The organism is Actinoalloteichus hoggarensis, assembly GCF_002234535.1.
Lineage (GTDB): Bacteria > Actinomycetota > Actinomycetes > Mycobacteriales > Pseudonocardiaceae > Actinoalloteichus_A > Actinoalloteichus_A hoggarensis.
This window is the reverse complement of record NZ_CP022521.1, coordinates 3,369,893-3,389,284: the sequence shown is the minus strand read 5'-3', so window position 1 is coordinate 3,389,284 and position 19,392 is coordinate 3,369,893. Positions and strand designations below refer to the sequence as shown.

Annotated in this window: 12 protein-coding genes; 7 read left to right on the top strand and 5 right to left on the bottom strand. The window is 72.7% G+C overall.

The window, feature by feature from the left end:
• The first annotated feature begins 86 nt into the window (after positions 1 to 86).
• From AHOG_RS14930 to AHOG_RS14910, 4 genes are all read left to right on the top strand, one after another.
• Entirely contained in the window at positions 87 to 5,645 is a 5,559-nt protein-coding gene (locus AHOG_RS14930) for a CHAT domain-containing protein (RefSeq protein WP_157736829.1), read from the top strand.
• Between the two features lie 139 nt (positions 5,646 to 5,784).
• Positions 5,785 to 6,093, top strand: coding sequence for a hypothetical protein (locus AHOG_RS14925; RefSeq protein WP_093941902.1), 309 nt, complete (start codon positions 5,785 to 5,787; stop codon positions 6,091 to 6,093).
• Positions 6,094 to 7,301: 1,208 nt separating this feature from the next.
• Positions 7,302 to 8,702, top strand: coding sequence for a hemolysin family protein (locus tag AHOG_RS14915; RefSeq protein WP_093941900.1), 1,401 nt, complete (start codon positions 7,302 to 7,304; stop codon positions 8,700 to 8,702).
• On the top strand, positions 8,699 to 9,757 hold the full coding sequence (locus AHOG_RS14910; protein WP_093941899.1) for a CNNM domain-containing protein: 1,059 nt from the start codon (positions 8,699 to 8,701) through the stop codon (positions 9,755 to 9,757). The genes AHOG_RS14915 and AHOG_RS14910 overlap by 4 nt, the downstream gene beginning before the upstream one ends.
• Before the next feature lie 599 nt (positions 9,758 to 10,356).
• Here the strand turns inward: AHOG_RS14910 and AHOG_RS14905 are convergent.
• Positions 10,357 to 11,298 (bottom strand): SDR family NAD(P)-dependent oxidoreductase, encoded by a 942-nt coding sequence (locus AHOG_RS14905; protein WP_245856246.1) that lies wholly within the window; start codon positions 11,296 to 11,298, stop codon positions 10,357 to 10,359.
• Positions 11,299 to 12,116: 818 nt separating this feature from the next.
• Between AHOG_RS14905 and AHOG_RS14895 the strand changes: the two genes are divergently transcribed.
• From AHOG_RS14895 to ykgO, 3 genes are all read left to right on the top strand, one after another.
• Entirely contained in the window at positions 12,117 to 12,539 is a 423-nt protein-coding gene (locus tag AHOG_RS14895) for a DUF5980 family protein (RefSeq protein WP_157736828.1), read from the top strand.
• 391 nt (positions 12,540 to 12,930) lie between these two features.
• Positions 12,931 to 14,136: a GTP-binding protein gene (locus AHOG_RS14890; protein ID WP_157736827.1), complete on the top strand. Its 1,206-nt coding sequence runs from the start codon at positions 12,931 to 12,933 to the stop codon at positions 14,134 to 14,136.
• Complete coding sequence (gene ykgO, locus AHOG_RS14885) at positions 14,133 to 14,255, top strand: type B 50S ribosomal protein L36 (protein WP_093941894.1); 123 nt, start codon at positions 14,133 to 14,135, stop codon at positions 14,253 to 14,255. The genes AHOG_RS14890 and ykgO overlap by 4 nt, the downstream gene beginning before the upstream one ends.
• 560 nt (positions 14,256 to 14,815) lie before the next feature.
• Here the strand turns inward: ykgO and AHOG_RS14880 are convergent.
• The 4 genes from AHOG_RS14880 to AHOG_RS14865 form a co-directional block, all read right to left on the bottom strand.
• On the bottom strand, positions 14,816 to 15,811 hold the full coding sequence (locus AHOG_RS14880) for an ABC transporter substrate-binding protein (protein ID WP_093941893.1): 996 nt from the start codon (positions 15,809 to 15,811) through the stop codon (positions 14,816 to 14,818).
• Positions 15,808 to 16,644 carry a heme ABC transporter ATP-binding protein gene (locus AHOG_RS14875; RefSeq protein ID WP_245856245.1) on the bottom strand — a complete coding sequence of 279 codons (837 nt, stop codon included), beginning with the start codon at positions 16,642 to 16,644 and terminating at the stop codon, positions 15,808 to 15,810. The genes AHOG_RS14880 and AHOG_RS14875 overlap by 4 nt, the downstream gene beginning before the upstream one ends.
• A complete protein-coding gene (locus AHOG_RS14870; RefSeq protein ID WP_211290655.1) occupies positions 16,641 to 17,705 on the bottom strand; it encodes a FecCD family ABC transporter permease in 1,065 nt (354 codons plus the stop codon). The genes AHOG_RS14875 and AHOG_RS14870 overlap by 4 nt, the downstream gene beginning before the upstream one ends.
• Before the next feature lie 269 nt (positions 17,706 to 17,974).
• Entirely contained in the window at positions 17,975 to 19,390 is a 1,416-nt protein-coding gene (locus tag AHOG_RS14865; RefSeq protein ID WP_169725862.1) for an ABC transporter ATP-binding protein, read from the bottom strand.
• Between the last annotated feature and the right edge of the window lie 2 nt (positions 19,391 to 19,392).

The following is a 19,392-nucleotide window of genomic DNA, read 5'->3' as shown; positions in this document are numbered from 1 at the left end:
ACTTCACGGGAATCCTCGCCGAGGATGCGCTGGTCGAGGCGGCCCGCCTGATGCTGCCCGCCATCGACGGCGCACCGACCCCTCACGTGCTTCGGGAGGTCGCCTGCCTGCACTGGTGGCGCTATCACGCACTCGGCGTAGACGACGGTCCGGATCTCGAGATCTGTCTGGAGTTGTTCGCGCCGCTCGCGGCCGCCTTTCCCGACGCGCTGCCCCCGCCGGTACTGGCATGGTTTCGGGAGAACCCGCCCGTGCAGAGCCCTCCTGCCGGGAGCGGCTCCTTCTACGCGACCGTGGTGTCGAATGTCGCATCGATGACGTCGAATCCGATCCTGCTGGGATTGGCGATCGACTCCTGCCGCGCCGCGATCAGCGTGAACATGCCGGGTGACCGGTTCGCGCACCGGTTCAATCTCCTGATCCTCTCCTGCCGACGATTCGAGATGACGGGCGTGGAGTTCGATCTGGACGCGGGGATCGCCGCGGGCATGGCGGCATTGGACGCCGTGGGGGAGACCGGGACCGCCCCCGAGGCCTCGGCGGCGGTCCGCCTGCACCTCGGGGCCGCTTTGATCACCCGGTTCGGCCTCCGCGGCCGCAGGCGGAACCTGTCCGACGGGACGGCGCTGCTGCGGGAGGCGGTGCGACTGATTCCGCCGGATCATCCGGAGCACGCGGGCTGCCTCGGGCAGCTGGCCGTCGCGCTGCAGATCTGCTGTGAACTCGGCGGTTCCGCCGAGCTCGTCGCGGAGTACGTCAGCGTGACCGGGGATCTCCTCACGATCGACGGACTCGACGAGTCGGCGCGCGCGGAGGCGCTCGCGTTGCGCAGCGACGCGCTGCGTGCCCGCTTCGTCCGAGGAGGCGACCGCGCCGACGTCGAGGAGAGCGTCCGGTGCGCCCGCGCCGCCGTGGAGCGGCTCCCCGACGGCCACGAGTCCGTCGTGTCCGCGCGGCTCACTCTCACTCGCGCGCTCGCCGCCCGGTTCGCCCTCGCCAGGACACACGGTCTGGCAGGCGGCGCGGACCCGGCGGACCACGCGGAGGCACTGGCGCTCGCTCGGCGGCTGGACACGGACGTCCCGAGAGACCATCCGAGGCGGTCGGCGGTCGACGCCTTGTCCGCAGCCGTGCTGTCCATGTCGGACGCCGATCCCGACGGCGCCGTCCAGGCGGCGCGGACGGTGCTCGCGGACCTGCCCCCGGACTCGCCGTATCGGGGCTCGGCATTGTTCTCCCTCGGCAACGCGCTGCGCGCCGCGCACCAGCGCACCGGCGAGGAGGCACTGCTGTGGGAGGCGGTGGAGCTGCTGCGCGCGGCGGCGAACACCGACACGGGCGGGGAGGGGCCCCTCGGCCGAACGCCCACGCTGACCGCCCTGTCGATGACGCTGTACACCGCGCTGCGGCGGCTCGACGTCGGCGACGCCGCCGCACCGCTGCTCGACGAGGCCGTCGAGACGACGCGCGCCGTCGTCGAGGACCTGCCGGTCGAGGCGATCCGCGGCGGGCAGCTCTGGCAGTTGGCGGAACTGCTGGCGATGCGCTTCGCCCGCACGGGGCGGGGCGAGGACCTGGACGAGCGGATCGTGGTCCTGCGTACGGCCGCACCCTTGGCACCGGACGAGGCCACGTCGTACGAGTGCCTGTCCACGCTGGCCGATGCGCTGCGCCTGCGATACAGCCGGGCGTGGGCACCGGCCGATCTCGACGAGTACGTGGCGATCCGCTGTCGCCTCGCGGAGCTGCCTCCCGAGGACCACCCGGCGTTACCCGGATTCCAGGCCGACGCGGCGCTGGCCCTGCTGCACGAGTTCGAGGCCCGGGGCGGCCGGGACTGTCTGGAGCGGGCGACGGCACTGGCCCGGCGCGCGATCACCGCCGGACCCGCGCACGAGCACTGGCACGGGATGCTGAGCATCCTCGCCGTGGTCCTCGCCGCCGTCGCCGTGCCCGCACGCGACGTCGCCGCGTTGGACGAGCTCGTCGACGTATGTCGGGCCGCGACGCCCGAGGGACGCCCCGTCCCTGGCATCGTCGCCGTCACCCTGGGTCGCGCGCTGGCGGTCCGCGCCGAGGTCACGGGGGACACCGCGGATCTCGCGGGGGCGCTGGCCGCGCTGCGCCTCGCCGCCGCCGACCCGGCCGAGCCGAGTCGATTCGGGGCCGCGACCAGCCTCATCCTGGCGCTGCGGAGTCGCTTCGGGCGCGGCGGGGACGTCCGGGATCTGACCGAGGCGATCGAGTCGGGTGTGTCCGTCCTCGCAAGCACGGTGGCGGGTTCGCTGGAGACGGCGATGCTGGCGGCGCACGTCGCGGCGGCTCGCAGCGATCGGTACGAGGCGACCAGGGACCCGGCCGACATCACCGAGGCGATCGACACGTTGCGATCCGTCCTCCGGGCCGCGGCGGACGCGCCTGCCTCCTGGACGTTCCGTCTCTATCTCGGCAGTGCCCTGCTGGCCCGTTTCCGAGGTACGGCGCGGGTCGCCGACCTGGAGGAGTCGATCGAGGTGTTGCGGGCCTGTCTCGTCGAGGCGGAGCGGTTCGGCGAGACCACGCCCGGTCGGCTGATGCTGGCGGACGCGCTGCTGTCGTGGGGACGCTGGTCCGACGATCAGGACGCCCTCGTCGAGGCCCGCGAACTGGCACAGGCCGTGGCCGACGGGTCGCAGGCGGCGGATTCGCTGCGGGCGACGGCCGAGATCATCGCCGCGAACGCCCTGCATCTGCGCTACCTGGACTCCGGCGATCCCGCGCTGCTCACCGAGGCGACTCGGATCGCCCGGGAGGTCCTCGACGTCGTTCCGTCCGGCGACCGCGACCACACCCACGCGCTGATCCTGCTGGGCGGCCTGTTGAAGCAGTCGTTCGAACGGACCGGCGACGGCGGCACCATCACCGAGGCGGTCGAGGTGCTCCAGCGCGCCGCGGCCGCCGCGTGGACGCGCACGACGGAGGCGTCCGCCTTGGCCGAACTGGCCAACGCCCTACGTGCTCGACAGGACGTCCTGCCCGAGATCGGCGACCCGGACGAGGCGATCGCCGTCGCCGAACGGGGAGTCGCCCTGGCCGCGTCCGGGCCCGGCGAGCACGCCGCGCACCGCACGGCGCTCGCCTCCGCCCTGTACGCCAGGTTCCTGCGCACCGGCGACCTCGACGCCCTGAACTCGGCCGTCGACCACTGCCGCGTCGCCGTCGGAACGCCTGACGCGCGTGTCAGCGCGGTGCTCACCCTGGCCACCCTCGGCGCCGCGCTCTCGGGCCGGTATGACCGGGTCGGGAACACCACCGACCTCCACGAGGCCATCGAGGTGCTGCGCACGGCGGCGCGGACCGCGCATGCCGGCCACACCATGCGGCCCGTGCTGCTGACGAATCTCTCCAACGCCCTGCGGACTCGAGCGGGGCTCCTCGGTTCCGCCGCGGACCTCGACGCCGCCGTCGAGACAGGGCGGGCCGCCGTCGACGCCGTGTCGGACGGACATCCGTCGGCGGCGCTGTGTCTGATGAACCTCGGAACCGCCCTCGCCGTGCGCGCCCAGGAGAACCGCGACTCCGGGGATCACGAGGCGGCCGTGGTCGCCATGTCGCGGGCCCTGGAACGCAGTGGTCCGGAACCGTCCGGGCGGGCGCGCATCCTGATCAACCTGGCAGGCCTGCTGCGCGGCCGTCGTCGTCGGACGTCGGATTCGGACGACCTCGACCGGGCGCTCGTGCTGCTCCGCGAGACGCTCACCATCATCGATGCCGAGCACCCGCTCGTCCCGCAGGCCGAGTTCCTCCTGGCGATGACCTTCCGGGAACGCCACGTGCGCGACCACCGACCCGAAGACCTGATCGCGGCCGTCCAGTCGGTGCGACGGGCGATCGGCGGGCTCGACGACGGCGACCCCCGGTGCGCCGTCACCCGGTGGATACTCGGGTCGCTCCATGAACAGGGCGACGACCCCGAGTCCGCCGCCCGTGCCTACCGCGCGGCGGTCGAGTCTCCCGCGGCCCCGCCGCTGATCCGAGCCGTGGCCGCGCGGTCCTGGGCGGAGACGGCCGTGCGGCTGCGGAACTGGTCGGACGCGATGGAGGCGTTCACCGCCACCGTCGCGCAACTGCCGCAGGTGGCCTGGCACGGCATCGAACGCGGCGCGCGGGAACGCAGGCTGCGGATCTGGGAAGGCCTGGCCACCGAGGCCGCCGCCGCGGCGCTGTCGGCGGGCGACGCCGATCGCGCGGTCGAGCTTCTCGAGCAGGGACGCTCGGTGCTGTGGTCCCAGACGTTGCAGACCAGGGACGACTTCTCCGTGCTTCAGGAGCGCGATCCCGTGTTGCATGATCGGCTGCGCGCCGCGGCCACGAGGCTCACGGCCGCGGCGGACGTCGACATGCCCGACGGCGGCGGCGCGCCCGAGCCGTGGGGCGATCGCGGCCACCAGGAACGCTTCGACCGCATTCGGCTCGCTCAGGACTGGGATCGGCTGCTCGCGGAGGCCCGTGCGCTGCCCGGACTGGAGTATCTGCTGCGTGTCCCCCCGACGGCGACGCTGCGGGCCGGACTGCCCTCCGACGGCCCGGTCGTCCTGGTCAACGTCGACCGCGCCCGCTGCGACGCGCTGATCGTGTACCGGGATCGCGACGTCGAGCACGTTCCGCTGCCCGCGCTGTCCCAGGCGGAGGTGGCGGGCCGGGCTCGCGCCTACTGGCGGGCACTGCGATCGTGGGAGCGTTCCGGCGGCTCCGGCGGGCTGACGGCCATCGGCGCCCGCCAGACGCTGCACGCCACGTTGGAATGGCTGTGGGACGCGATCGCCGAACCGGTGCTCGACAGACTGGAACCGGGCGACGCCGACGGCTCGCCGCCGCGACTCTGGTGGTGCCCCACCGGCCTGCTGACCCTGCTGCCCCTGCACGCCGCGGGCTACCACGATCCGGCTGACGGTCTCGCGGGGTGCACGGTGCTCGATCGCGTCGTCTCGTCGTACACGCCGACCCTGCGCGCCCTCGCCCGGGCCGCCGCGGCCGGTGCCGCCCGCGAGGCCGATCGCCGCATCCTCGTCGTCAGCCTGCCGGAGACCCCGCCGCGGCCGGACAGGCGGCCTCTCGGCGAGCTGCCGGGCGCCAGGGCGGAGGCGGATCTCCTGCGCGCCGCCTTCCCCGAGAGCCACACGCTGCGCACCGCGCACGCCGCGACCCGCGCCGCGATCACCGCGGATCTGCGGACGCATGCCTACGTCCACTTCGCCTGCCACGGCGGTCACGACCCCCGCGATCCGTCGACCGGCGCGCTGCACCTGTGGGACGAGCCGCTGACGGTCCTCGACGTCGCCGAACTACGGCTCGAACACGCCGAGTTCGCCTTCTTGTCGGCCTGCAGCACCGCGACCGGCGGTACGACGCTGCCGGACGAGGCGATCCACCTGGCGGCGGCGCTGCAACTCGCGGGGTACCGCCAGGTGATCGCGACACTGTGGAACATCCCCGACCGCACCGCACCCGAGGTGGCCGCGACGCTGTACGCCGCACTGCGCGAGCAGGCAGGCCTGCGTCTGGATGACACCGCCCGAGTCCTGCACGGCGTGGTGCGCGCCCTGCGGGACTCCGCTCCCCGTGACCCGACGATCTGGGCCGCCTACATCCACTCCGGGCCGTGAGCGACGCCCGCGTCGCCGTCGCGTCCGACCGCCGTCGCGGCGTCGACGCGCCGCGCGACGGCCTGCCTGCGATCGGGTGCCAGGGGCTTCAGACCCCCAGTAGTGTCGGGAGAGCGACACTCGATGGAGGAGGCAGTTGATGAGCGGGCCCCAGCACAACGACCCGAACGTGGTGGACGCCGAGATCGTCGGGGGACCCGAGACGGCCGCGCCGGTGCCGCCCGTCGCGGTGCCCCCGTCGGACTACACGGCTCAGGGCGTTCCGAGCTTCGACTACGTGCGAGACAAGATCGAGAATCGGTCGAACACGGCCGTCGGCTCGATCGAGCTCGCCGGGATCGGCGGCGCGGGACCCGATGTGAAGTCGCTCGACGAGCAGTGGGCGAAGCGCGAGGAGGCCGGCCGGGCGAAGCTCGACGAGATCCGCCGCTCGCTGGGCCGAGACTGAGCGAGACGGCGATCGGCGTCCCGGCGATCGTGCCCGCCCGGTCGGGGCGGGTCGCGTGCCGGGCGGTGGGCATCGGGTGGGCCGGGCCGCATCGGCTCCGCAGGCGGGCGACGGCGGGAACCGCCGGTCGGGACGGTGGGGGGACGCGGTCCGCTCGGCGTCCGGACCGCGGTGCCCGAGGCGCTCCGAGGGAACCGTGCGATGCGCACCTGCCGGCGTGAGACGGTGGCGCGGCCGGGCCTGCAGCGACGTCGTGTCTCGTGTCGTCATCGAGGTCGGTTCGTGCGGCGTGCGGCGTGCGGCGTGACAGTCTGCCGACGCCCTGGCCCGCCGACGCTCCGGCTTGCGGAGGGCGAACCGCCTCGTCGGCGGACGCGGGCAGCCGGGACGAGGCACTCACCTTCCGACGTGGTCCGCGGCGGACGGGAGGGCGAGGCGATCCCTCCATGCGCCGATGCGCCGATGCGGTGATCCGTCGGCCCGTGGAGACGATGGTCCTGTTCTGGCATGGGCGCTCGTCTCCCGTGACGCCTCGATCTCCCACCAGACTCCCGTCGTCGTCGCGCTCGGCGTAGTCGTCGGGGGGATCGCCCGATCGGCGAAACGGCGGTATCCGAGACCCGGCCCGTCGGCGAGGCCCGGCGCCCACCGCGGTTCAGCTGTCGACCGCCGTCTTGTGGACGTCGAGGAGTCGGCGCTGACGATCCGCCACGCGCCCTCGAACCCCCGCGCCAGGCCAGATCCGCCGTGCGATGCGACGTCTGCCCCGGATCGTCCGTGGCATCACGTCCCGCCGGGGACCGCGACGCGGGGGCCCGCCCGGCGCGGCGTGCGGTCCGACGTCGGGGGAGGACCGGCATCCGGCCTTCCCCATACCGAGCGCGGCGTACCGCGCAGGCGCCGCCGCCCGACTCGTGGCGGTCACGACCTCGACGCCCGATTCGCGCAAGTACATGTCGAGCGTCATGCGGTGGTGGTCGTCGAGCGGCCTCGCAGGTCACGACATCGCGGCGCCCGTATCATCACCAGCGGTCGAACCCTCGGTCACCAGGCCGCTCCGCGCGGCCCTGTCATCACTGGAGAGTGAACCCTTCTATGGACTCGTCCGCGAGCCCAGGGTCGTCTGCCGACGACCCCAGTCATAGTCCCCTGCCCCGTCGTCTGACGGGCGCCCGCGTCTGTCACGATCCCCGCGTCGAGGTGATGTCATGATCACCGCCGCGTTGACGCTCTTGCTCGGGATCGTCGTCATCCTCGTCATCATCGCCGCGAACGGCTATTTCGTCGCCCAGGAATTCGCCTACATGTCCGTCGACCGCGCAAGGCTGCGCGCCCGGGCGAACGAGGGCGACGCGGCGGCGCGCCGTGCGCTGCGGGTCACCCGGCGCACCTCGTTCATGCTCTCGGGCGCACAGCTGGGCATCACGGTGACCGGCCTGCTGATCGGTTACGTCGCCGAGCCGTTGATCGGCGATTCGGTGGCCGTGCTGCTCGGCGACACGGGCATGTCTCCCGTGGTGGCCGTCTCCATCGGCACCGTCGGTGCGCTCGTGGTGGCGTCGCTGGTACAGATGATCTTCGGGGAGCTGTACCCGAAGAACCTCGCGATCGCCGCCCCCGAACGGCTGGCGCGGGGCCTGTCGCGGTCCACGCTGGTCTATCTGGCGGTGTTCGGGTGGCTGATCACGCTCTTCGATCACGCCGCGAACCTGCTGCTGCGCATCGTCCGCGTGGAGCCGGTGCACGACGTCGACATCACGATGAATGCCGAGGACCTCAAGCGTGCCGTCGCCGACTCGCGAGCCAGCGGCGATCTGCCGCCGGAGCTGTCGATGCTGATCGATCGAGTGCTGGACTTCCCCGACCAGGACGTGGAGCACGCGATGGTGCCACGTTCGCAGGTCGGGGTGGTGACCGCCTCCACGACCATCGGCGAACTGCGGCGTCTGATGGCGGGTGCCCACACCCGCTATCCCGTGCTGGACGACGAGGAGCAGCCCGTCGGAACCGTGCAACTCGTCGATCTGCTGCGCAGCGACGCCCCCGACGGCGCGTCGGTGACGACGATCATGCACGCACCGGTGATCGTCTCCACCCTCATGCCGCTGCCGAACGCGCTGGAGCAGCTCACGCGGGCGCGGCGTCAGATGGCGTGCGCGATCGACGAGTACGGCGGGTTCGCGGGCATCCTCACCGTCGAAGACCTCGCGGAGGAGCTGGTCGGAGAGATCACCGACGAGCACGACACGGCCGTCGAGCCCGGCGTGGTCGCCGAGACACCCGACGCCTGGCGAGTCGGCGGCGAGGTGCACATCGACGAGGTCGAGCGCGCCATCGGACACGAACTGCCGCAGGGCGACTACGAGACCTTCGCGGGTCTGTTCATCGCCTACCACGGCGCGCTCCCCGCGGTGGGCGAGGCGATCGAGGTGGCATTGCCCGAGGAGCCGAGCGACCTGGTGGACGACGAGCCGGTGCGCAGGATGCTCCACATCGAGGTCGTCGAGCTGTCCGGGCATGTGCCCGGCGAGCTGCGCGCGCGCCTCGTCGAGGAGCGCGGAGACCAGGTCACGCGAGAAGACGGCGACGAAGAGGGGAACGGACGATGAGCGACGCACTCTCCGTCACCGTGATCACGGTCTTGCTCATCGTCCTGAGCGCGTTCTTCGTGGTCATCGAATTCGCGCTGCTCGGTGCCCGCAGGCACCGGCTGGAGGCCGAGGCCACGACGAGCCGGTCCGCCCGTGCGGCCCTGCGCGGCGCTCACGAGCTCACCATCATGCTGGCCGTGGCCCAGCTGGGGATCACAGCGTGCACCTTCGCCCTCGGCGCCGTCACCAAGCCCGCCGTCGACTACGCGCTGTCCCCGCTGTTCTTCTCCTGGGGACTGCCCGCCTGGTTCGCCGACGGCGGCGCGTTCGCACTGTCGTTGATCTTCGTCACGTTCCTGCATCTCGTGGTGGGTGAGATGGCTCCGAAGTCGTGGGCGATCGCCCATCCCGAGACGGCGGCGAAGATCATCGGCGTGCCCTCGCGGGCGTTCGCCTGGCTGTTCCGGCCCCTGCTGCTGTGGGTCAACGCCGTGGCGAATCGGCTCGTCGCCGCGAGCGGGATCACTCCCGTGGATCGGGCGGCGGTCGGCGGGCAGGACATCGACACCATTCGCGCGCTGGTCGAGCACTCGTCGTCGGTGGGAACGCTGGAAGCCCCCTTCCGCAGGCAGCTGTCGGACGTGCTCGATCTGGAGCGCTTCACCGTCGGCGATCTGGTCAAGGGACAGGGTCTGCTCGCCTGTGTCGCCCCGGACGCCTCGGTGGACGACGTCCGGCACGTGGCCGCGAAGTCGGGTCACCTGCGCATCCTCGTGACCGACGAGCAGGGCACGCCGTCCAGGCTGGTCCATGTCCGCGACTGCCTGCTGGAGCCGCCGGATCGGCCTGTCGACGGCATCGCCCGGCCGGTTCTGACGCTCGATGCCGCCACCGCCGTCTACGAGGCGCTCGCGCAGATGCGTGCTCGCAGCGAGCAGCTCGCGCTCGTCGCACGGGATGGCGAGGTGATCGGAGTGATCACCGTCACGGACATCCTGCGTCGCATCATGCCGCGCGAGGCGTCCCGACCGGTCGAGGGCGCGGGCGCGCCGGGACCGGCGGCCGCGGGGTGATCTGAGATCGGCTCGGTGTCCTCTCGACGGGGTGGCGGCCCGTACCAGGTCCGCCACCCCGGACACGGGGGCACCGAGCCCGGTTCCCGACCTGCTGCGCGCGGTCTTCGGTGGGATGACGTCGGCGTAGTCCATGGCGAGCCCCGCCTCGGCCTGCCTCGGCGTCGTCGCACCGCGGCCTCCCGCGTCGCGGCGGGACGCCTGGCGGACCGTCCACGCCGACAGGCCACCGCGGATCGGTGAACCGCGGGGACGGGACTGGTCCCTCCGCCGACATGATCATCGGTCGCGACAGCCAGGCCGGCGCCTCGCCTGGACGATCCGAGCGCAGGCTCATGCCGCCGATCGCGGTCCCTGCCCGCCGCGGTGTCGCCGTCCGGCCTCGGTGACGTCGACGGGCCCGCCGTCGGCCGACGAGCCTGCGGCAGGCCGTCGCTCGGCGTTCGTCAGAGCCCCACCGATACGCCGAGGCCGGCGGGAGGCGTTCGCTCAGCCGTCGGCCTCCCCGTGCTCGCCCGGGTGCGGCCTGTCGCCGGAGGCGATCACGGACCGGACCGCCGCGGAGCGCCCGTCCGGCCTCCGCTGCCCCACGCGGATGGTCAGCCCGGGTCGGGGGTGACGCCGGTGAGGGCGGCCGTGGACTCCCACAACCCGTCCGCGAGCACCGAGTCCCGTGCGGCCGCCGAGCGTCGGGCAAGGCCGGCCGGGCCCCGCGTCTCGAACAGCCTGGTGGGCCCCACGTAATCGCCGCCGCGCACCCGTCCGACCGCCGCGAGGAGCTGGGGTCGGATTCCGACGGCGACCGGCTGGGAGAGCAGCCGGTCCGGGATCACGTACAGGCGGGCTCGCAGGCCGCCGCCGCGAGCCAGCCCGTTGTTCAGCAGCTCCGACGTCGTCAGCCCGGGGTGAGCGGCGACCGAGAGCACCGGGTCCCCGGCCCGCCGTGATCGTCGGTCGAGTTCGGCGGCGAACAACAGATTCGCGAGCTTCGACGCCCCGTAGGCGAGGGTGGGCGAGTAGCGCCGACGTTCCCAGTGCAGGTCGGCGAGGTCGAGCCGACCGGTGCGGTGTCCGAGGCTCGAGGTCGTCACGACCCGAGCGGGCGACTCGGCGCGACCTGCCGCCCGTAGCGCGGGCATCAGCAGCCAGGTCAGCGCCGCCGGGCCGAGGTGGTTGGTCCCGATCTGCAACTCGAAGCCGTCGCGGGTCTGCTCCCGAGGACCCAACGACACGGCGGCGTTGTTGATCAGCACGTCGACCCGGTCCTCCGTGCGTTCCCGGACGTCGTCGGCGGCGGTGCGGACCGAGGCGAGATCGGCCAGATCGAGCAGGACGGCCTCGGCCGAACCGCGGCCGTCGAGCCCGGCCCGCACCCGTGCGACGGCCGCCGCGCCGCGGTCGGCGTCGCGAACGGTCATCAGCACGCGGGCGCCCGCCCCGGCCAGCGCGGCGGAGAGCGCGAGACCCAGGCCGGACGTCGTACCGGTGATGACGATGGTGCGGTCGGTGAGATCGGGCAGGAAGTCGTGCGCCGGTGCCACGAGAGTCGATACCTCCGGGTGCGGGTTGGTCCGTCCAGTAAGTCTGGCCGGTGTCGCGGAGCGGACCGACGCCGCGCAGGCACAGCCGCCCTCGGAGCAGGCCGGGCGGGCCTGCGGCATCGCGGTGAGCCGCCGAGACTCCCGCCCTGGCCCCCTCGGCCGAGTGTCGTCGAGAGCCGAGGCGCCCCGGTGGGCACCGGTGTACGCGGCCTCCGCGTCGACGGGCCGATCGGGGTGGCTGCGGCGGCCCTCGCGATGCGCGGTCGTAGGGCGGCTTCGGTCCTGGAGCCGCGTCGGCTGCGGCCCGGCGGGACGCCGTCGACCTCGGCACGGTTCACGACGCGCCGCGCAGGGGCCTGCCACCCCCGCCGATCGGCCTTGCGGTGTCGGAGGTCCCGCCGAGCCGTTCGGCGGACGACGTCGGCCGCGGTCCTCCGACGTCGGCGGCCCCGGTCGAGTCGGCCGGGGTGGCGGATGCCGAGGAGGACCGCACGAGCGATCGCTCGCCGAGCGGTTCGGGAGCGAACCGGCATCGGGCGAGAGGGCCGCCGCAGCCCGCCGCCTGCGGGCAGGCGAACGCCGTCGCCCCGCGGGTCCGCTCCTCGGCATCCGCACTCCGGCTGTGCGGCGGGCGGGACTCGCCGGGGCGCCTCGACGGTCGCCGTGCGACGCGCGATCGCGGCGGTTGTCAGATCGTCGGCGAGCGACAAGCCGTCAACGCGCCGAGAAGGTGAACCAGGCTCGTGCGGGGCTGACACCGGTTTCGCCGATTCGTAGCGTCGTCCGCGGCGACGCCGTTCGAGCCTGGGAGATGCGCGATGAGGGCACGACTCAAGATCACGGGTATGGCGGTCGCCCTGGTCGGGATGTTCGTCGCGGGGACGCCCGCCGCCGCGACCCCCGGTGGTGCGGAGGCGGCGACGTGGTACATGCAGGACGGCGAACAGCGGTTGTGCGTCCAGGCCGACCGAGGATGGCGTGACACCTACGTCTGGGCGCCGATCTTCGGCGAGTGGTCCACGCCGATCGCCATCGGGGTGCGGAACATGCCTGCCGGTTCGGTCAGTCCCGAGGGGACCATCGCGCCGGGTTCGCACCACGGACCGGGAATCCGGTACTTCGCCGAGCTCTCGCTCGCACCCGCCCCCGTGGGCGTCTACCACGCCGAGGTGTGGGCCGACGACGGCACGGTGACCCAGACCGGCCCGGTGAAGCTCCGGTACCAGGAGCGCTGCCCCTGACATCGGGTGCTGGACTGGCCACGAGGGCTGTGAGAGCGCGGGCCTCCGTCGGCGGCGCGGCGTGCGGGGGCTCGCTCCGTAGTGCGAGCGCCGATTCTCGGTCACCGTCGCGGCGGACCCGACACGGTCGCCCCGGGCCCCGCCGAACGCGGTCCGTCGTCTTCGTCGCCGTTGCGCGTGTCAGGCCGAGATCCGCTCGGGACCAGCCGGCAGGCCCGCGCCGGTGGCGCGAGCGGGGTCGGGTCGGGTTGGGTCGGGTCGGGTCGGGTCGGGTCGGGTCGGGTCGGGTCGGGTCGGGTCGGGTCGGGTCGGGTCGGGTCGGGTCGGGTCGGGTCGGCCGAGGACGAGCCACGCATTGATAATGATAACCGTTTTCATCTAGGCTGTGTTGGTGTCCTCCCGACTGACCATCGTCTCCGCCCTCGAGTCCGAGTGTCGCCGCGTCGCCTGCCGTCGTCTCCTGAACGCGGACGGCGTCGTGCTGCTGGAGTACACCCGACTCGGCCCGCGTCGTCTCGCGCGCCGGATCAGTACGTCCTCGGGTGTCCGCGGTGCCCGCGAGCTGTGCATGGGGCGGGGCGAGGCGGCGTACGCGGTCACGGCTGACCTGGACGCGGCCCTGCGGGAGATCCTCGCCGAGGTCGGTCCCGTCGGTGATCTGGTGCTCGGACTGCCCGAAGGCGTGGACGCGAGCATCGCCGTCGACGTCGTGACCGCGCTCGACCACCCGCTCACCATCGACTCCGTGATGACCGCCGTGGACCCCGTGACGATCGAGGACCTCCTCTGGTCGTCGACGACACTCGAGGAGTCCGACATCTCGGCGATGCCGGACGACCATCGTGTCCTCGGCGAGTTCGTCGTCGGCGAGCTCTCCTGTGCCGACAGCTGTGTGCTCGTCCCCTCGGCGGGCAACGCCACGCGGGGCGAACTGCTGATCGGTCACCTCTGTCCGCAGGCGTGGCTGACCCGCGTCCCGGGCGGATCGCCGGTCCCGGCGGGCAGGCTCCTGCCGCCGCCCACGCTGCGTTCCGCGCGGTTCGATCCGCGTGAGGCGCGAAGCAGACTGGTTCCGGGAGCCGTCGTGACACCGGTGGTCGCGGAGACGGACGGCATCTCCACCGTGATCTGTCGGGCGCGGCGACCGTTGCACCCTCGACGGCTGGCCGAGCGGATGCATGCGATCGCGCAGGGCTGCGTGTGGTCACGAGGTCGATCGTGGATCGCGTCCGTTCCGCGCTGCCGCGTGATCTGGCATGGCGTCGGCCCGCAGGTCGGGCTGGAGGACGGCGGGCTCTGGACCGCGGACCGGCCTGCGGCCACACCGGACGACCTGTTCGTGAACTCGTCGCTGGAGTGGGACAGGGAGTACGGGGATCGCGGGACGGTCCTGGCGTTCACCGGGGAGGAGATCTCTCGGTACGAGATCCAGGAACTTCTCGACGAGTGCGTGCTGACCGATCGGGAGCTCACGATCGGGCCGGTCGCCTGGCAGCGGTGGGAGGACCCGTTGGCACTCCGGACGTCGTTCACCGAGCACGTCCTGGAGTGGATGCACGCCGAGTCGCCTAGTCACCACACGGAAGGAAGCCCATGAAGGTACGCAGCTCGCTTCGCTCGATGAAGACCAAACCCGGCTCGCAGGTCGTCCGACGCCGGGGCAAGATCTTCGTGATCAACAAGAGGAACCCCCGGTTCAAGTCACGTCAGGCATGAGCGGCTGAGCCGTCCGGGCCGGTCCCATGTCGACCGGCCCGGCGGACACCCGATGAGCGGGCCCGCCGGCTGTCCGTCTCGCGTCTCCGCGGACCTGAGGCCGAGGGAACCCGGCCGCACCGGCCGGACGCCGAGCCCCGCGCCTCCCACGATCCGGCCCGCCTCCCACCCGACGCCGGCGCGTCGTGCGGCCGCCGCCGAGCCCCAGGCAGGTCGCCGTCGCCGGTCGCCACGAGTCGGCGCCGCACGGAAATCCGCGGCCGTGTCGTGGGAGCGGGTCGCAGTCGTCATCGCGGGGCCGCCGCACGCGCTGACCCGATCCGGGGCGAGCCGCCCGGCTTCACGACTGCACCACGGAGTCGGCAGCGAGAGACCCGGCGGACGGCCGATCGGGAACCGTGGCCGCCCACAGCGGCGAGCACGCCGTATGGCGGCAGGGCCGCGACCGTGGGGAGTTCACCGGATGACCCCGCGCCGACACGGTGATCGAGGAATCGACCACCGTGTCGGCCGAGCGGCGGAGTCTGTCCGGCGAGACCCCTCGTCGCTGCGCGTACCCCTCAGCCGTGGTCGACCGCTTCGGGATGCAGCCAGCCTGCCAGTGCCTCAAGACCGTCGAGAGTATGGGTGACGCCCGTCGGGAACGCGGACGCGGCAGGCAGGAGCAGCACGCGGTCCTCGGCCGCCGCCGGGAGGTCGGCGACGGCGGGGTTGGACAGCACGGAGTCGAAGGAGCCCCGACCGCCGCCCGTGACGTCGACGAGCAGGATCGCGTCGGGGTCGGCGGCGACGATCGTCTCCGGGTCGGCGGGCCCGGTGGCGCGTACCCCGGCGGTCTCGGCCGCGGCGTCGCCGCCCGCGAGTTCGATCAGCCCGGAGGTGAAGGCGTCGGGGCCGATGACGAACGGGGTGCCCGCCTGATTGCTGAGACCCAGCACCGAGGGGCGGTCCCGGCCGGCGACCGCGTCGGCGACGGCCTCACGTCGCTCCGCCATCTCCGCGACGAGACTCGCGGCCCGGTCCTCGGCGTCGAGCACCTCTCCCAGCAGCAGCAGATTGGCGGCGATGTCGTCGAGGCCGTCCCACTGTTCCAACGCCAACACCGGGACGCCGGTTTCGCCGAGCACGGCCAGCGCGTCCTGCTCGCCCCCATGGCGGGGCGTGACCAGGATGAGGTCCGGTTCGAGGGACAGCACATGGTCGGGGTCGGGCTCGTTTCCGGGCGGCAGCTGCTCTGGTACGGCGGCGGCGTCCTCGACGTGGTTGCCCAGGCTCGGCGAGGTGAGGTTTCGGGGCACGGCCACGAGCCGGTCCGGGCCGACGAGTTCCAGCGTCGCCTCGGCCGCGTCCGGGGACAACGCGGCGATGCGCCGGGGCTCGGACTCGATGGTGACGGCTTCGGCCCCGTCCCTCTCGACGAGCCGCGGATAGCCGGCCTGAGCCGCGCCGCCGTCCGATTCCGGTGCAGGCTCGGCGGGGACGCCGCAGGCCGCGGGCAGCAGTACCGCCAGCAGTGCCGCGCCCGCCAGTACCGCGGGCCGTCGGAGGATGGTCATGCCTGGTCTCCTGATCTCGTGTCGATGACGTCCAGCGGGACGACCCGCGGGCAGCGGGTGTCGGGATCTCGCCGGACGACGCTGCGCACCCGGTATGCGAGCGCGATGTTCTGTTCGGTCAGCACCTCGTCCGCTGTGCCGTCGGCGAGCACCCGACCTTCGTGGAGCAGCGCCACTCGATCGCAGAAGCGCGCCGCCTGATCGAGGTCGTGCAGGACGACGACCAGCGCCGTCCCCGTCGCCGCGAGGCGCCGTAACAGCTGGAGGACGAGGAGCTGGTGGCGCAGATCCAGTGCGGCGACCGGTTCGTCGAGCAGCAGCACCTCGGGCTGCTGCGCGAGTGCCTTGGCGATGTGCACGAGCTGCCGTTCGCCGCCGGAGAGGGTGGTGACCTCCTGGTCTGCCCACCTCAGCACCCCGGCGGTGCGGAGCGCTTCGTCGGCGATCCGCTCGTCCTCGGCCCGAAGCGGGGCGAACCGGCCCAGATGCGGGTGCCTGCCCATCAGGACCACCTGCCGAGCGGTGAAGTCGAAGTCGAGCCTCGTGTCCTGCGGAACATGGGCGATGCGGCCTGCCACGGCGCGCGGCCGCAGGCTGCGCAGCGGCGTCCCGTTCAGTCGCACCGCTCCACGGTCGGGTCGACGCAGCCCCGCCAGCGTCGACAACAGGGTGCTCTTGCCCGCGCCGTTGGCGCCCACCAAGGCCAGCACCTCGCCGGGGCACACCGCCAGATCGACGTCGTCGAGGACCGGGCGCCCGTCGAGGAGCACGCCGACGCTCTCGGCGACGAGCCGGGGTCGCATGTCGACTCGGACACTGTCGCGATCGGTCACGGCGTCGCCCTCCGTCCGCGTCGGAGCACCAGCAGCAGGAACACCGGGGCGCCGATCAGCGCGGTGACCGTGCCCGTCTGGAGGATCACCGGGCTGAACAGCATTCGGGCCCCGAGATCGGCCAGGACGAGGAAGGAGCCGCCGAGCAGGGCAGAGGCGGGCAGCAGCAACCGGTGGTCCGGGCCGATCACCAGCCGGACCAGATGCGGCACGACCAGACCCACGAAGCCGATGGCGCCCGCCACGGCCACGGAGGCCCCCGTGATCAGCGCGGCGAGAGCCAGCAGGACGCGCCGGGTGCGGACCACGTCCACCCCGCCGGCCTGCGCCGCCTGCTCGCCGAGCAGCAGCATGTTGAGGTCACGCGTGAAGAACAGGGCCGCCGCCACCCCGAGGAGCACCGGAAGCACCGCCGTCCCGACGTGCTCCCAGGTGCGTGCGACGAGGTCGCCGTTGAGCCAGAAGACGATGCCGCGCACGTCTCGGTCGTCGGGCACGTTCGCGATCACCGCGCTGATCACGGCGCCGAGCAGCGCGTTCAGGGCGATGCCGATCAGCAGCAGCGTCGCCGCGGACCGATCCCGGCGTATCGCGGCGATCAGATGGACCAGGATCAGCGCGGCGAGCGCCCCCGCGAACGCGGCGGCGGGCAGGACCCAGCGGCCCGCGACGGTGACGCCGCTCGCCAGCACCAGCACGGACCCCGCCGCGGCGCCGCTGGAGACGCCCGTGACCCCCGGATCGGCGAGCGGGTTGCGGAACAGGGCCTGCATGATCGTGCCCGCCACGGCCAACGCCATCCCGACGAGCAGGGCGACCAGGACGCGCGGCAGCCGGATCGTCTCCACGACGAGTGCGTGTCGACCGCCGCCTGCGGACCCGGGAGTGAGCTGGTCGAGCAGGACGACGACGGTGTCGAGGAATGGAATCCGAACCGGTCCGGACGACACGGCCACGATCACGACGCTGATCAGGAGCAGTGTCAGGGAGCCGAGGACGACGAAGGAGCGCGACGCACGCCTGGGCGGCGGCACGGGAGGGGAGGGCAGCGGAGTGTTCACCAACGGGCTCACCTGGCGGGCCGGAACGCGCCCGCACTTGCTTGTAGTGATAATCGTTATCCTTTAATGGAGTCAAGCCCGTGGTGGCGAGGTCGGTCAACGGGTTCGTGAGCTGTACCGCATTCCCGGCCCGGGCGGCGACGTCGATGCACACGGATGGTGATCGGCCTGCTGCTCGTCGCGAGGCCGCAGTCAGGCCGGACCACACGGCGAGGGAGCTCCGACACGCATCGCCACACCGGCCGGGGCGTCCGCCGCGAGGCGTCACCTCACCGCAGCCGGCTCTCGGCGAGGAGCAGCGAACGGGACGCCCGGGCGGCGACGCGGTCGTTGTGGGTGATGAGTACGACGGCCAGGCCGAGACGGGCGCGTAGCTCGTCGAGAACGTCCAGCACTCGCGCTTCGGAGTCCTCGTCGAGGGAGGCCGTCACCTCGTCGCAGATCAGCACCTCCGGTCGGCACGTGAGAGCCCGGATCAGGTTGACGCGCTGTCGCTGTCCCCCGCTGAGTTGTCGTGGTGTGCGTTCGACGATGCTCGGCGACAGACCCGCGGCGGCCAGGAGCGTCGACTCGTCCAGGGGTGACAGGCCGTGACGGCGCGCGGCTGCCCGTGCCCGATGCAGGGTTCGCGCGACCGTCTCCCACGGCGCGAGCGCGGCCTGTGAATCCTGCTCGACGTAGGCCACGCCGATTCGAGCGGTTCCCCGCCGCGCTCCGGCGGACCAGGGCACGGGACTTCCCTCGAGAGTCAGCGAACCGGCACGAGGCGACTGGAGACCGGCGAGACACCGGGCGAGACTGCTCTTCCCCGCTCCCGACTCGCCGCGAACGGCGACGCACTCGCCGCGGTACACGGTGAGATCGCCGTCGAGGAGGACATCGTGCGGACCGTACGAGATGGTGACGCCGGTGGCGGCGAGCACCGGGCGGGAATCGCGGCGTTCCGGCGGGGGAGCCTGCGGCCGACGGTCCTGACGGGGCGTCGGCACGATGCGGCCGTCAGCGACGTGGTGAACCCGGTGCGCGAGACCGGCGAGGAGGTCCCGGTCGTGGCTGACCATGACGATCGACATCGGCCCGGCCGCCTGACCGATCTCAGACGCCTGACCGAGTACGGCTGCCTGACCGAGTACGGCTGCCAACTCGCGTGCGGTCGCCGCGCTGACATTACTGGTGGGCTCGTCGAGCAGCAGCAGCCTCGGTCGGGGCAGCAGCGCCGCGGCGAGGGCGACCCGCTGCGCCTGACCACCGGAGAGTTCCGTCGGGTAGGAGCGCAGCAGCCCTGGCGACAACCGTACCGTGTCGAGGATCTCGGCGATCTCCGCCGCGCGCTGTGCCCGTGACAGTGCCGGGCGCGTGCGGCGCAGCATCTGGTCCAGGTGCCAGTGCACTCGCCGGGCCGGATTGAGCGCGCCCGCCGCATCCTGCGGGAGGAAGGTGACCTGAGTCCCGCGCAGTCTCCGTCGGCCTTCGGGGCACGACGGGTCCTCGCCGCAGACGCGGATGTCACCGGCGGTCTGTCGCAGCCCGGCGCCCAGCCTGCCGATCATGGTGTGCAGCAGCGTCGTCTTCCCCGCCCCTGATCGCCCGCCCAGCCCGACGATCTCTCCCGGGGTGACGTGGAGGGAGACGGAGTCCACGATGGGCCGATCGCCCGCGTGAACACTGAGTTCGTCGATCGTCACGG

Excerpts from the sequence above, each read along its gene's own strand:
- AHOG_RS14925 (WP_093941902.1), top strand. The coding sequence starts at position 5,785 with ATGAGCGGGCCCCAGCACAACGACCCGAACGTGGTGGACGCCGAGATC.
- AHOG_RS14915 (WP_093941900.1), top strand. The coding sequence starts at position 7,302 with ATGATCACCGCCGCGTTGACGCTCTTGCTCGGGATCGTCGTCATCCTC.
- AHOG_RS14910 (WP_093941899.1), top strand. The coding sequence starts at position 8,699 with ATGAGCGACGCACTCTCCGTCACCGTGATCACGGTCTTGCTCATCGTC.
- AHOG_RS14895 (WP_157736828.1), top strand. The coding sequence starts at position 12,117 with ATGAGGGCACGACTCAAGATCACGGGTATGGCGGTCGCCCTGGTCGGG.
- ykgO (WP_093941894.1), top strand. The coding sequence starts at position 14,133 with ATGAAGGTACGCAGCTCGCTTCGCTCGATGAAGACCAAACCCGGCTCG.
- AHOG_RS14880 (WP_093941893.1), bottom strand. The coding sequence starts at position 15,811 with ATGACCATCCTCCGACGGCCCGCGGTACTGGCGGGCGCGGCACTGCTG.